Source organism: Bacillus sp. FSL M8-0049 (genome assembly GCF_038593355.1).
GTDB classification, from domain to species: Bacteria; Bacillota; Bacilli; order Bacillales; family Bacillaceae; genus Bacillus; species Bacillus safensis.
In genome coordinates this window covers 779586-792692 of record NZ_CP151986.1, presented here as the reverse complement: position 1 = coordinate 792692, position 13107 = coordinate 779586, and the positions used below count along the sequence as shown (strand labels likewise).

Below are 13107 nucleotides of genomic sequence, written 5' to 3'. Positions count from 1 at the left end.
ATCATCCTACCAGCTAGACACCAGTATTCAAATCACGGACAGTTTTATTTACTTCACTTTTTTACACTCTAGCCATTGATACAACGGTCTCCACATGCGCCGTATGCGGAAACATATCAACTGGCTGCATGTATTCGATTTTGTAGTCTTTTGACATGTATTCAAGGTCTTTTGCTAGTGTGGATGGGTTGCAAGAGACGTAGACAAAGCGTTTTGGTTTGACTTGTTTGACGGTGTCTAAGAAGGTGCGCTCGCAGCCTGTTCTTGGCGGGTCGACGACGATGACGTCAGGGCGGAAGCCTTCTTTGACCCATTTTGGTAGCCAATGTTCAGCTGTTCCTGTTACATAGGTCGCGCTTTTCATGCCGTGTTTTTTGGCATTTTTCTTGGCATCATCAATCGATTCTTTGATGACATCCATTCCTCGTACTTCTTTGGCGCCATCTGAGAGCCACATCCCAATGGTCCCAACGCCGCAATATGCATCGACAACCTTTTCTTTGCCTGTCAGTTTGGCCGCTTTTTTCGCTTCATCGTAAAGCTTTAGCGTCTGCTTCGGATTCAATTGGAAGAAAGCACGTGCACTCAATTCAAATGAGACGTCTCCTAAAAATTCTTGAATGACCATATTGCCAGCTAGGTGAGATGTTTTATGGCCGAAGATGACCGACGTTTTTTCACCATTAATATTGTGCATAATGGACGTCACTTCAGGCAGACGTTTTTGAATGGCTTCGGCTATTTCTTTTTTCTTTGGAAATTCAGGTTTTGATGTGACAAGAACGACTTGTACTTCCCCTGTTTCAAAGCCGACACGCACGACAATCGATCGTACGTCGCCTTTTCTTGTCCGTTCATTGTAGACCGATACGCCGAATTTCTCTAAAATTTTGCGGACAACGCCTGTTGTTTTGTTCGTTTTTGGATGCTGCACGATACATTCCTTGATCGGTACAAGCTTATGGGAATTTAGTCCATAAAGTCCTGCAATGATGTCTCCGCTATGAGAACGTCCTACTTGGAACTGACTTTTGTTTCGGTAGTGCCACGGATCTTCCATGCCGATCGTTGGCCGAATATCAAGCTTTTCAACAGATAGCTTTGTATGACGCTCCATTGATTGAATGACAATATCACGCTTTTCATTTAGTTGCTGCTCATACGCCAAATGCTGAAGCTGACAGCCGCCGCACTGTTCGTATACTGGGCAAGGCGGTTTGACTCGATGCTCGGAGCGCTTTCGCACTTTTCTCACTGTGCCTTCTGCATATTTTGCTTGGACATTCGTTGCTTCAACCACCACTTCCTCACCTGGAAGCGCGCCTGGGACAAAGACCACTTGCTTTTTAAAATAACCGACCCCTTCACCATTAATGCCAAGGCGTTTAATGGTAAGCGGGAACTGCTGTCCCTTTTGCAAAAGGGCACCTTGCTGTTTTTCTTTCACTTTATTCTCTCCGTTCTATTTGAACCCTTAATAGGTTGTCTTCATTTTATTCCATCTCATTAGTATACCACGTCTTAGACAAAGAGAGAAAATGCCTTTCATTTATTTATCTGTCTCAATGCTTCTCCATAAATATAAAGAAGCGTAGCTTAAATATGGTGTCCATTCCTTGCTTAGCGCTGCCATCTCTTCTTTTGTCGGTTTTTCAGGCAGGTCGAAGTGTCGTTTGATTGCGTTTTGAATGCCAATATCTGCCACCGGAAAAAGATTTGGTCTTCCAAGCCCATTCATAAGCACATTTTGAACCGTCCAAGGTCCAATCCCTCTAATCGGAAGCAATCGCTCTTCCACCTCCAGATCAGATAAATCGTGTAATTCCTCTAAACAAAGTGAGCCGCTCACAATTCGTTTCGATACATCGATGACATATTCTGCTTTTCGCTGACTAAATTGAAGCTTTCTCAAATCATCTGTTTCAAGAGAAGCAATGGTTTCTGGTAAAGGATCGAACCATACACCTTCTATTTGCTCGCCGTACGTATGGACAAATCGTTTCGTGAGCTCGTAAGCAAACGAAAGATTAAGCTGCTGATGAATGATGCATTTCATTAAACAATGATATAAATGAAAATCCAGCATGAGCGGCGTTCCAATATGCTGCTCAAAAATGGACCCTAGATTGGTTTGAGAAAAATGGTCTTGAATCATGTGTAATTGATGCTCCATGCCAAATATCCGTTTCACCTCAGAAAGAAGGGGTTCCTCTGGGCCGTTTGATCGCACACGGAACATAGGCGCATCTTTTGTTCCAGTAGCTTGAACGATGACCACGTACGGTTTTTGCTCTAATCTGATCGGCACTTTTATTTCTCTTTGACTCAAATCGACTGCTTTTAATGGATCACTTGATAAGCGTCTAAGCACTTGATCGAAATGATACGGCGGCTCTACCGCAAGCTGTTTTTCCCACATACATGTCCTCTTCCTTTCTGCAAACATACGCAGATGTGATTGTTTCATTTTGCATGAATGATTCTCTAGATTGAATACTTTTAAACATAAAGAGTACAAGAATTTATCAGTTATATCTTCCTTATTTGTGGTCATTCTCCTTTTGGATAGATGAAAGTTTTTAGTCGAATTCAGCTAAAATTCGACAGCATCCTGCAACATTTTAGGCTCATTTTCCTTAAATTAGAAATAGAACCTCTGGGTGATATCTTCCATTCCAAAAATATTTGTATAATTATGACATATCAAGGAGGTGAACAAAGAAATTAGCGGATTAGGCAATCATTTGTTTTATCTTGCAGGAACATATTTACCTCATTGATGACCGGCTTCACTTAGTTTCACATTTTACAAAAAAGAAGACCCAAAATTTAAAAACAAAGGAGATCCGACCAATGAAAAAAACAATTCTTTCTGTTGCCCTTGCCACTGCTGTTTCTTCGACACTGCCAGTATTCGCTGACGCTGCTGAGCCAAAAACTTCAGCACCTGTTTCTACTACACTTCAGCAAACTGTCTTAAACAAAGCTGCTGAAGGTAAAGCATCTACAACTGCAGGAAACGTTAATATTAACTTTGATGTACTTGGTATTGCAAATGCATTAATCAATGCTGCAAATGCTAACACAAACCGTGAAGGCTTTGTCAAAGGATTAATGGAGTCTGCTTTCTATGCTGCCGGCGCAAAATACAATGTCATGGTATTTAACTTAAGTCAAGGTTATGAGACTCGTTTCAACGGCGTCAAAACGTTTGCTACTGTGAAATACGGAAGTATTACGTACGGAGTCTGGGTATTTGAAAATGGATCTTTCACAAACAAAGGTGACGGCGGCTACATCAACTGGGCATTTAGAGGCTGGTTCGACCGTAATGGTGGTTTCGTCAACTTCCGTCGCCCTTAATTCTCGGTTTTATCCATCAATCATACACGCACATTGAACCGATCTCAAAAATGAGATCGGCTTTTTTTATGAAGAAAACGTATAAGTTCACCGGCGCTGCTTCATGATATAATGCAAGTCTGGAGGGGTGCACATGCTGAGAAAACTTGCAGTGACAAAAAACGGCGACTTGATTGAACATGCAACATTGCAGCAGCTTTCAAGCCCCGATATCGCCTGGTATTGGATTGATTTTCATGCGCCAACGGAAAAGGAAGCAGCGCTTTTAAAGGAATATTTTCATTTCCATCCACTCGCGATTGAAGATTGTTTTCATTATTTACAGCGGCCCAAGCTTGATTTTTATGAAGGATATTTGTTTTTCGTGCTGCATGCCCTTAATCAAAAAACGCTTCGTTCTGAGGAAGTCGATCTGTTTGTTGGTGAAAACTATATCGTGACCTTTCATTTGAAAGAAGCGCCGTACGTTGAACGTGTGATTCGAAAGCTCAAAGGCTCTGATAAAGCGAGAAACAGCGGACCTGAGCATATTGCCTACATGCTGATTGATGAGCTTGTTGATGATTATTTCCCTATTATTTATCAAATTGAAGACAGGCTGAATGAAATTGAGGATGAAGAAGGGCATAAAACGTATGGCACGCTGATGAACGAAGTATTTGGGATTCGATCCGATTTGCTCAAACTGCGAAGAACGATTATCCCAATGAGGGACCTTTTATATCGTATTGTGAACACGAATATGATGAAAAGCGATCCAAACCGCCATGCTTATTTTAATGATATTTATGATCATCTTTTGAAGTTAACCGAGATCGTTGAGTCAAACCGTGATATGACAGCCGATTTGCGAGACAGCTATCAGACGCTGAATTCCAACCGGATGAATGCGATCATGATGACATTGACCATTGTATCGACCATTTTTATTCCGTTGACCTTTATTGTTGGGGTGTACGGAATGAATTTTGACAACATGCCTGAATTACACTGGAAATATGGCTATTTTGGCGTGCTGATTTTTATGGGCCTCCTCGTCACGGGGATGCTTTTGTGGTTTAAACATAAAGGGTGGTTTAGGATTTTTAAATAATGTTTGACTCTTTTTCACGTCATCACCCTCTTTTGTTTCAGCGTAAAATCAGAGAAGGATAATCAAAAAGCCTGCAGATTTTCTGCAGGCTTCTTTCTATAGCTGAGGCAGATGCCATACTTTTTCAAGCATGAGATCGTCTAGACTTTTAAAGGAATATCCTTGTTTTTTCAGAGCGGTGATGGCATCATCCAGCGCTTCTGCATTGTCTCTTGAGACGGTATGAAGTAAGTAAATGGCACCTGGGTGTGCCTGCTTCATCATTTGATCGTATGCATACTGTTTTCCTTTTTGATGATGGATATGCCAGTCCACAAACGCCACTGACCAAAAAACGGTTTGGTAGCCGAGCTGTTTTGTTTCTTTTAATACCCTTTCACTGAACACACCGCGCGGCGGACGAAGATAGAGGTTATCCTGTTTTCCTGTGATTTTGTAAACATCTTCATTGACACGGTCCAGTTCTTCTTTGATTTCTTTTGTACTCTTTGTTGTTAAATCAGGATGGTGATAAGAATGGTTGCCAATGATATGACCTTCCTCTGCCATACGTTTGACAAGCCCCGGCTGGTCCTTTACAAAATGACCTGTCACAAAAAAGGTGCCTGGTACTTGATGTTTTTTCAGCACGTCTAAGATCTTGGGTGTGTACCCATTTTCATAGCCATTGTCGAAGGTAAAATAAATCTCTTTCTTTTTCGTGTTGCCTAAATAGAACGCATCATACTTTTTTAAGAGTGCCGTCAATTCTTTGCCCGCATCCGGCGGCCTGTGCTCTTTACTTTTCGCAAATCCCCAGTTAATGGGCTTATTAGACACGGCTTCCGCTTCTGAGAGAGGCATGGAAACAAAAAGCGCACATAAACAGATCAGCATGAATTTTTTCATTTACGTCACTTCCCGGTTTTTCTTCTATTGTGCAGAATAAGACCGAGACTCATACACCGATTCACCTGCCAATTTAAAGAAAAAAGCCCGCACCGCGCGAGCTATTCTTCCTTCCAATCATTTTTAAACCGTTCATATTTCGCTTCCAGGTCGTCAATCATCTGGATCAGTCTGTCTATATCCTCAACGTCTGTTGATTCAGGATCTAATGAATCAATCACATTCATAAACATATCTAATCGGTTCTTTAAATAATCAACCTGCTGCTCTTTGCTGTCTGCTGCCTTACCCATCGATACACTCCCTTTAGCATTTGTTTATAGCTTATCTTTTTTTCCTTTGTAAATCAATTGTGTCCCTCTTGCGTATAACCGTGATGAGGCTTAAAATTAACTGTTGGCGGGTCTACGTTTGCCCGAATGAAAAGGAGATAGATACCATGAACCAAAAAACAGCACTTCGTCCGATCACACCTGCATACGACCCTTGGGAAGCCTATCTCGATGTGCAGGATTACGGAGAAATGAAGCTGACTAATATTGAATTTACGACAACAACGCTGTGTAACATGAGATGTGAGCATTGTGCGGTCGGCTATACCTTACAGCCTAAGGATCCGAATGCGCTGCCGATAGATTTACTGCTTCGCCGTTTAGATGAAGTTCCGCTTCTGCGCTCACTCAGTATTACAGGTGGAGAGCCCATGCTTTCTCTTAAATCTGTACGGGAATATGTCGTCCCTTTATTAAAGTATGCCCATGAACGCGGCGTCCGTACACAGATCAATTCAAATTTAACCCTTGATTTAGCGCGGTATGAAGAAATTATTCCATACTTAGATGTCCTTCACATTTCACATAACTGGGGCACTGTCGAAGAGTTTGCAACGGTCGGTTTTGCCATGATGGATCGAAAACCAACCTTTGAGCAGCGCGAGAAATTATTTAACCGCATGATTGAAAATAGTCAGGCACTTGTCAAAGCGGGCGTAACCGTATCCGCTGAAACCATGCTGAATAAGCGCACGCTTCCATATATCGAACACATCCACCGGCAAATCGTCGAGGAAATGAAATGCCAGCGCCACGAAGTTCACCCGATGTACCCAAGTGATTTCGCCAGCGCCCTTGAATCATTGACGCTTCCGCAAATGCGGGATGCGATTCATCAGCTGCTTGATATTCGTGATCAAAACACATGGATGCTGTTTGGCACCCTGCCCTTTTATTCATGCAGCACAGATGAAGAAGACCAGCGACTCCTCAACCGATTGCGCCAGGAGAAAAATGTCACGGTACGAAATGACCCTGATGGACGTTCACGGTTGAATGTGAATATTTTTGATGGGAATATTATTGTGACAGACTTTGGCGATACTCCGCCGCTTGGAAACATTGCAACTGATACATTGCAATCAGCCTATACACGCTGGATGAACACAAAATTAGCAAAAGAACTGAATTGTCATTGCCCAAGCGTGCAGTGCCTCGGTCCGAATGTTTTAGTGAAAAACAGCTATTATCAAGATGTTGATTTTACTTCTCGTACAGCCAGGGGGTAACCGATAGATGGACGATACATTTCTGACAGTAGTCAAAAACAAATACATTGAAATTCTCCTTGTTGGACTCATTCTTTGGCTTGCTGTCTTTATGATTAACAAAGCCCTTCAAATTTTCTTTAAACGAACTGAGTTTATAGAGGACAAGAAGAAGAAAACGATCGAGAGCTTGGTCAAATCGGTCACGCAATACACCGCTTCGATTTGCTTTGTGCTCTATGTCATTTCTCTGTTCTTTCATGACTTTGGGAAAATCCTTGCGGGTGCTGGTGTTGCTGGGATCGTCATCGGTTTTGGCGCCCAGACGCTGATTCGTGATATTTTAGCAGGCGTTTTCCTCATCTATGAACGTCAGATTCATAAAGGGGATTATGTGACGGTGAATAACCTCTTTAATGGAACCATTGAAGAGATTGGTCTCCGCTCATTGCAAATTAGAGAATGGAGCGGCAAGCTGTTAACCATTTCTAACGGGGATATCCGTCAAATCCAAAACTATAACATGCACTACATGCGGATTACGGAATCTGTGTTAATTAGCGCGAATCAAAACCCAGATATCGCCTTTCAAGCACTTGAATCAGCATGTGACAATTTAAATCAAATGCATCATGATTTTCTTAAAAAAGACGAATTTCAAAACGCCATTGAACCCTTTCAAGTTCATGGAATTATGGGTCTGAATAAGCTGAATCGCGGGATTGAAATCACAGTAAAGGGAATGGTCGAAGACGAAAAATACTTCGACGCCGCCCTCGCTGTGCGAAAAGAAATGATCAAACAACTTCATCAGCATGATGTCAAATTGCTTGAGGATCTCGCTTATCCCCAGCCTGCAAAATAACCTCATATATGATGGGGTTATTTTTTATATACAAGTTGCCGGGCTGACTCGGGCTTGCGAGAAACTTGGAACACTTGAACATTCGCTAACAATTCTTTTCATTTCAGCCCTCTTACTTCTATCCTCTTGACTGATTCATGTATAATAGATAGCAGAATGATTTCATGCAGCATGGGGACCCTCATACTGTGTATTTTCTAAGTGAAAGAGAGTGAATAAGATGGGTCGTAAGTGGAACAACATTAAAGAAAAGAAAGCATCAAGGGATGCCAGTACAAGTCGTATTTACGCAAAATTCGGGCGTGAAATCTATGTGGCTGCCAAACAAGGTGAGCCAAACCCAGAATCAAACCAAGCACTTCGTTTTGTCCTAGAACGTGCAAAAACATATAGTGTCCCAAAACATATCGTGGACCGTGCCATTGAAAAAGCCAAAGGCGGTGCGGAAGAGAACTTCGATGAGCTGCGCTACGAAGGATTTGGTCCAAACGGATCAATGGTGATCGTTGACGCCCTCACCAATAACGTAAACCGGACAGCTTCAGATGTTCGAGCAGCATTTGGGAAAAACGGTGGAAACATGGGCGTAAGCGGCTCTGTTGCCTACATGTTTGATGAAACAGCTGTCATCGGTGTCGAAGGAAAAAGTGAAGAAGAAACGCTTGAGCTTTTAATGGAAGCAGACGTTGATGTACGTGACATCATGGAAGAAGATGAAACGGTGATTGTGTACGCTGAACCAGATCAATTCCATCAAGTACAAGAAGCATTCAAACAAGCCGGCGTAGAAGAATTCACTGTCGCTGAAATCACAATGCTTCCGCAAAACGAAGTGACATTAGATGATGAATCGAAAGCACAATTTGAAAAGCTGATCGATGTATTAGAAGAGCTTGAAGACGTGCAGCAGGTTTATCATAATGTGGATTTAGGGGAATAAAAAATTTAAGCCATAGTAGTCGTTGAGTTCATTCAACTTCTACTATGGCTTTTTTTATTTTCTTTAAAAATCATGGATAAAGCGTTAATGTCTCCCCTATTAATAAAAGGAGATTAATTCATCCCTTGAAATCCAAACGTCAAGTGATCCTGAACAGGAATCCAAGCGCCGATTCCTTGTGAGGTCACGTTTTTTACGACGAGTTTTCGTTTATTTCCTTTTAGCACAAGGTACACTTCTCCGTATGTGACCTTACCTTTTTCGTTAATCGCTGGTGCATAGGCATGAAGCGATGCTGCTTTTTTCGGAGAGACGTGGTATGACTGATCTCGTTTTGTTCCTGCACCAATCACAGTGTCAAAAGCGAGGGGCAGCTTTGTTTTTTGAATCGCTTTTTGCATCATCAATGTTTTTACATCTTCTGGGTTCGGCACTTTTGCTGTGAGCCCGCCGCTTACTTTCACCTGCTGCTTTTGAACGTATTTTCCAATGGCTGTTTTATTGCCGCCTCTGTTATCAATGTGGTTTGTATTCACTTTTTTGTATTCCCAGTTGGCGACCGTTTCGTTTGAATCGTAGCTCAGCGCCCATCTCCCGAGGAAAATGGTCGCACGGTATCCAACAGCTAATGGCGTCCCTGAAATGCTGGATTCATTCAGCATTTTAATCAAATGAGTATTCTCAATCGGTACACTTGTTGTTTTGAACAATTCAGCCGTCAGCTCGCTCGGCTGGAGCAGCGGCTGATCCTGTGACGCGTTTGGATACGTATTCTCCTTGGAGATACTGGCGACAGAAGATGGCACTTTAAATGGCTTTGCCGCCTCCGCAGGAAAGCTGTATAGAAAACTTAAGGATAAGAGAACAACAAACATGATGCGGAGCATCTTTTTCATATCATCACTCTTTCTCATTCATTTTTCCATAGTATTTTCCGCAAAGACGTCCCTTATCCACAAAAGATTATAAAAGGAAAAATCCAATCGCCATAATAAAATAGGCAGCGAGTAATGTGGCGCCTTCAAACCAGTTTGTATCCCCATCATTTGATAAAATCACCGTGAGCAGCACAGAGGATGCCATCGCAATGAGCTCTGGCAAGGAGAAAATGAGCGGCATCTGCTTATTAAAAAATAGCGAGCTGATGACTAGGATTGGCGCGACCATCATGGCAACCTGAAGTGTGGAGCCAAAGGCAATTTCCACTGCTACATCCATTTTGTTTTTATACGCCATGATGACAGCTGAGGCATGTTCTGCGGCGTTGCCGACGATGGCCACAATAATGACACCGATAAACAGCTCACTCCAGCCAAACTGTTCTCCTACCGTATCAAATGTATGAACAAGTCGCTCTGAAATGTACGCAACTGCGATCGTCGAGAGCAGCAAAATGACAGTGGCAAACTTCCCAGACCATTCAGGTGTTTCTTCTTCCGTCTCCGCTTCACCTTGCACGCTCTCCTGCTTGGCAACATAGACACCACGGTGGCTGACTAGTTTGAAATAAAGCGCTGCAACATAAAGCAAAATCATCACAATGCTGATCCCAATGCTTAAAACAAACTGCTTATTCTCTGCCATCTCCATCGAAAACACTTCTGGAATGACAAACGCTACAATGATGGCAAACATGAGCAAGCCTGAATTGTGCCTTGCATCATGGACATTGAACACTTGGCGCTTATATTTTAATCCACCAACAAAAAAAGACAGCCCCGCCACAAGCAGTAAATTTCCGATGACTGATCCCGTTAATGAAGCAAGTACGATGGCCGTCAGTCCTTGCTTCAAGGCAAAAAACGATATGATTAATTCCACTGCATTTCCGAATGTGGCGTTTAAAAGTCCGCCAATTCTAGGTCCCGCAATGATGGCAAGACTTTCTGTGGCTCTTCCCATAAAACTAGCAAGACCAATAATGGCGATACAATAAACGGTAAACATGATGACCTGCGGGAAATGAAGAAAACTGCCAATCACCGATAGCGGAACACCGATTGCGACAATCACAAGAAATAAACGATTCATACAGCCATTCTCCTTTACATATGTCTGACTGTTATTCTTTCGTGAGTGCCGTCATCGTATACATTTTAGATTCGCGCGTGTGAGAAGGTGATATCAATACTCTCTTTCACGGACTGCACCATAGAGCAGTGCTTCAATGCAAGGGTGATCATTTTATCGATTTGTTCATCAGATGTATTGATGTCTTCAAATAAGATATGTAAATGAATGCAGGAAATGTTGTTTACAGCTCCTGCCCTTGTCGTTTCAGGTGTGATCGTCATCCCTTCATAGGATATTCGCTTTTTACGGCATACATGAATGAGCATTTCTCCAAAGCAGCCTGCAATGGCTGAGGTGAGCAATTGAGATGGGCGGTACCCCAGTTCTTCTGTTCCTGAAATAGGCAGCTGCCTGTCCTCAATAAGTGCGTTCCAATGATCCTTTTCGTATGTCAGCTTCATTCCTTTTCCACCTTTCTATTGAAACCCCTCTGGTTCCATTGTACGATGAAAGCATGAACTTGTAAGGAGCATCTTATGTCGAGAATTCACTTTATGATTTTAATTTTACTGGTATCCGTATCCGGTTTTTCACAGGGTGCATTACTTCCTGTCATTTCCATTATTTTTGAACATGCCGGCACTTCTCCTACGTTAAACGGCCTGCATGCCACAGGCTTATATCTCGGTGTGCTGCTTGCGTCTCCTTTTATGGAAGCACCGCTTCGCCGGTTTGGATTTAAGCCGTTAATCGTCATTGGAGGCGCTGCTGTCTTTTTAAGCTTGTTTAGCTTTGTGTTTTTTGAATCTTATGTCGTCTGGTTTTTCCTCCGGCTCATGATCGGGATTGGTGACCATATGCTGCATTTCTCTACACAGACGTGGGTGACCTATGCTTCATCATCAAGAAATCGCGGACGAAATATTTCATTGTATGGATTATCATTTGGACTCGGTTTTGCCGCCGGCCCTTTTTTAACGCCGCTCATTGAGATCAATCCAGCCTTGCCTTTTATTGTTTCTGGTGCCGTTAGTTTATGTATTTGGCTGCTTGTGTTTGTTTTAAAAAATACATATCCAGATACAGGCGAAGTGCAAACGTCAGAGCAGACAAACAGTTTGAAGCGCTTTAAAAAGGCCTTTCAATTTGGCTGGGTCGCCTTTATGATGCCATTTTGCTACGGCTTTTTAGAAACGACGCTTAATAGTAACTTCCCTGTGTATGCACTCAGGAGCGGTGTGACAGTAGATGCAGTTGCGTTTATTTTACCTGCGTTTGCCATTGGGAGCATTGTCTTTCAGCTTCCTCTTGGGATGCTCAGTGACCGGTTTGGCAGGCGCCGCATCATTTTATGTGTGACACTCGCTGGATCATTCTTTTTCCTTTTGGCAGGGATTTTCATTCAATCCGTTTTGGCTGTGGCCATCTGTTTCTTTATCGCTGGAATGGCTGTAGGCTCTACCTTCTCGCTTGGCATCAGTTTTATGACCGACTTATTGCCAAAGCATCTTCTTCCCGCCGGGAATTTAATGTGCGGGATGGCGTTTAGTGCAGGCAGTATTCTCGGGCCGGTACTCGGAGGATTCTTTGTGCAAACGTTTGAAGGAATGAATTTACTTTACCTTGTCAGCATCGTGATATTATTTGTGTTTTGCTGCGTTCGATTTGGGAAAACGCAGGCAGTGCTGGAAAGTCACTAAAATGGGGGATACATCGTTGTTTACATATCACATCACAAATGAATTGACTTTGGCATCTCTACAATTAGATGATGCGGACTCACTATTTAGCCTTATTCAAAACAATAAGGCCCATTTAGGGGAGTGGCTGCCTTGGGTTCATCAATGCCAAAGCGTAGAAGCGGTCAAAACGTTTATTCAATCAACTCAAACCACCTACAATGAACAAAAAGGGTTGGAAGCTGGCATTCAGCTGAACGAGCAATTAATCGGTGTGTTCCGTCTGTTGATCAACAATTAGGCAATATCGGTTATTGGATTGATGAAGACGCGCAGGGACAGGGCATTGTGACAGCCATCGTGAAATATATGACAGATACCTTTGCTCCTAAAGTCGATGGAATTGAAATTTTTTGTCCTGCTGGCCATGTCAGAAGTGAACGTGTAGCGATAAACGCAGGGTTTCAGCATGATCCTCATTACCAGTCAAAACCTGATACAGCTTTTATTCTTAAGCGATATATACGATTGTCGAAATAAAAACTCCCCTGCATCTATGCAGAGGAGTTTTTTCATTTAATGATAACCATTTTGCCCGTTTGCACTGCCGCTTGTTTTGTGCTTTGGCTGATGGCCTTTGTTTTGTTTCGTGTTGCTTCCGCCTTTTTTCGATTGTTTGGACATATGTGATTCCCCCATCCATCAAGATTGAACATGTTCGTTCTT

The 13107-nt window shown here is 42.6% G+C and carries 15 protein-coding genes; 8 read left to right on the top strand and 7 right to left on the bottom strand.

Features of this window, described 5'->3' with window-relative positions; translation table 11 throughout:
• Positions 1–61 precede the first annotated feature (61 nt).
• Both rlmD and NSU13_RS03915 read right to left on the bottom strand, forming a co-directional pair.
• On the bottom strand, positions 62–1447 hold the full coding sequence (gene rlmD, locus NSU13_RS03920) for a 23S rRNA (uracil(1939)-C(5))-methyltransferase RlmD (protein ID WP_342489872.1): 1386 nt from the start codon (positions 1445–1447) through the stop codon (positions 62–64).
• Positions 1448–1549: 102 nt separating this feature from the next.
• Entirely contained in the window at positions 1550–2419 is an 870-nt protein-coding gene (locus NSU13_RS03915; RefSeq protein WP_111927629.1) for a DNA-3-methyladenine glycosylase, read from the bottom strand.
• Positions 2420–2853: 434 nt separating this feature from the next.
• Here NSU13_RS03915 and NSU13_RS03910 point away from each other — a divergent pair, with 434 nt between their 5' ends.
• Both NSU13_RS03910 and corA read left to right on the top strand, forming a co-directional pair.
• Positions 2854–3363: a hypothetical protein gene (locus NSU13_RS03910; protein ID WP_024425256.1), complete on the top strand. Its 510-nt coding sequence runs from the start codon at positions 2854–2856 to the stop codon at positions 3361–3363.
• Between the two features lie 133 nt (positions 3364–3496).
• A complete protein-coding gene (corA, locus tag NSU13_RS03905) occupies positions 3497–4456 on the top strand; it encodes a magnesium/cobalt transporter CorA (protein ID WP_024425843.1) in 960 nt (319 codons plus the stop codon).
• A 96-nt stretch (positions 4457–4552) separates the two neighbouring features.
• On the opposite strand, the gene pdaA is transcribed toward corA, so the two are convergent.
• On the bottom strand, positions 4553–5344 hold the full coding sequence (pdaA, locus tag NSU13_RS03900; RefSeq protein WP_024425844.1) for a delta-lactam-biosynthetic de-N-acetylase: 792 nt from the start codon (positions 5342–5344) through the stop codon (positions 4553–4555).
• Positions 5345–5445: 101 nt separating this feature from the next.
• Positions 5446–5637, bottom strand: a complete 192-nt coding sequence (locus NSU13_RS03895; RefSeq protein WP_012009274.1) for an SE1561 family protein — start codon at positions 5635–5637, stop codon at positions 5446–5448.
• A 146-nt stretch (positions 5638–5783) separates the two neighbouring features.
• On the opposite strand from NSU13_RS03895, the gene yfkAB reads away from it, so the two are divergent.
• The 3 genes from yfkAB (at position 5784) to NSU13_RS03880 (ending at position 8689) form a co-directional block, all read left to right on the top strand.
• A complete protein-coding gene (gene yfkAB, locus NSU13_RS03890; RefSeq protein WP_024425845.1) occupies positions 5784–6905 on the top strand; it encodes a radical SAM/CxCxxxxC motif protein YfkAB in 1122 nt (373 codons plus the stop codon).
• 7 nt (positions 6906–6912) lie between these two features.
• Entirely contained in the window at positions 6913–7749 is an 837-nt protein-coding gene (locus NSU13_RS03885) for a mechanosensitive ion channel domain-containing protein (RefSeq protein WP_041106319.1), read from the top strand.
• A 220-nt stretch (positions 7750–7969) separates the two neighbouring features.
• Positions 7970–8689 (top strand): YebC/PmpR family DNA-binding transcriptional regulator, encoded by a 720-nt coding sequence (locus NSU13_RS03880; protein ID WP_264316048.1) that lies wholly within the window; start codon positions 7970–7972, stop codon positions 8687–8689.
• Between the two features lie 113 nt (positions 8690–8802).
• Here the strand turns inward: NSU13_RS03880 and NSU13_RS03875 are convergent, their stop codons facing one another.
• From NSU13_RS03875 to NSU13_RS03865, 3 genes are all read right to left on the bottom strand, one after another.
• Positions 8803–9564 (bottom strand): YfkD famly protein, encoded by a 762-nt coding sequence (locus NSU13_RS03875; protein WP_223255680.1) that lies wholly within the window; start codon positions 9562–9564, stop codon positions 8803–8805.
• A gap of 88 nt (positions 9565–9652) precedes the next feature.
• Positions 9653–10720 (bottom strand): calcium/proton exchanger, encoded by a 1068-nt coding sequence (cax, locus tag NSU13_RS03870; RefSeq protein ID WP_101676702.1) that lies wholly within the window; start codon positions 10718–10720, stop codon positions 9653–9655.
• A 65-nt stretch (positions 10721–10785) separates the two neighbouring features.
• Entirely contained in the window at positions 10786–11163 is a 378-nt protein-coding gene (locus NSU13_RS03865; protein WP_046314262.1) for an OsmC family protein, read from the bottom strand.
• A 75-nt stretch (positions 11164–11238) separates the two neighbouring features.
• On the opposite strand from NSU13_RS03865, the gene NSU13_RS03860 reads away from it, so the two are divergent.
• From NSU13_RS03860 to NSU13_RS03850, 3 genes are read left to right on the top strand one after another with little or no spacing between them, the layout of a single operon-like run.
• A complete protein-coding gene (locus NSU13_RS03860; RefSeq protein ID WP_101676701.1) occupies positions 11239–12402 on the top strand; it encodes an MFS transporter in 1164 nt (387 codons plus the stop codon).
• 16 nt (positions 12403–12418) lie between these two features.
• A complete protein-coding gene (locus tag NSU13_RS03855; RefSeq protein WP_251232626.1) occupies positions 12419–12682 on the top strand; it encodes a hypothetical protein in 264 nt (87 codons plus the stop codon).
• A gap of 47 nt (positions 12683–12729) precedes the next feature.
• Positions 12730–12921: a hypothetical protein gene (locus NSU13_RS03850; protein WP_251232628.1), complete on the top strand. Its 192-nt coding sequence runs from the start codon at positions 12730–12732 to the stop codon at positions 12919–12921.
• Positions 12922–13107: the final 186 nt, after the last annotated feature.

Excerpts from the sequence above, each read along its gene's own strand:
- NSU13_RS03875 (WP_223255680.1), bottom strand. The coding sequence starts at position 9,564 with ATGTTTGTTGTTCTCTTATCCTTAAGTTTTCTATACAGCTTTCCTGCG.
- NSU13_RS03915 (WP_111927629.1), bottom strand. The coding sequence starts at position 2,419 with ATGTGGGAAAAACAGCTTGCGGTAGAGCCGCCGTATCATTTCGATCAA.
- NSU13_RS03865 (WP_046314262.1), bottom strand. The coding sequence starts at position 11,163 with ATGAAGCTGACATACGAAAAGGATCATTGGAACGCACTTATTGAGGAC.
- NSU13_RS03885 (WP_041106319.1), top strand. The coding sequence starts at position 6,913 with ATGGACGATACATTTCTGACAGTAGTCAAAAACAAATACATTGAAATT.
- corA (WP_024425843.1), top strand. The coding sequence starts at position 3,497 with ATGCTGAGAAAACTTGCAGTGACAAAAAACGGCGACTTGATTGAACAT.
- NSU13_RS03860 (WP_101676701.1), top strand. The coding sequence starts at position 11,239 with ATGTCGAGAATTCACTTTATGATTTTAATTTTACTGGTATCCGTATCC.
- NSU13_RS03895 (WP_012009274.1), bottom strand. The coding sequence starts at position 5,637 with ATGGGTAAGGCAGCAGACAGCAAAGAGCAGCAGGTTGATTATTTAAAG.
- yfkAB (WP_024425845.1), top strand. The coding sequence starts at position 5,784 with ATGAACCAAAAAACAGCACTTCGTCCGATCACACCTGCATACGACCCT.
- pdaA (WP_024425844.1), bottom strand. The coding sequence starts at position 5,344 with ATGAAAAAATTCATGCTGATCTGTTTATGTGCGCTTTTTGTTTCCATG.
- cax (WP_101676702.1), bottom strand. The coding sequence starts at position 10,720 with ATGAATCGTTTATTTCTTGTGATTGTCGCAATCGGTGTTCCGCTATCG.
- NSU13_RS03880 (WP_264316048.1), top strand. The coding sequence starts at position 7,970 with ATGGGTCGTAAGTGGAACAACATTAAAGAAAAGAAAGCATCAAGGGAT.
- NSU13_RS03910 (WP_024425256.1), top strand. The coding sequence starts at position 2,854 with ATGAAAAAAACAATTCTTTCTGTTGCCCTTGCCACTGCTGTTTCTTCG.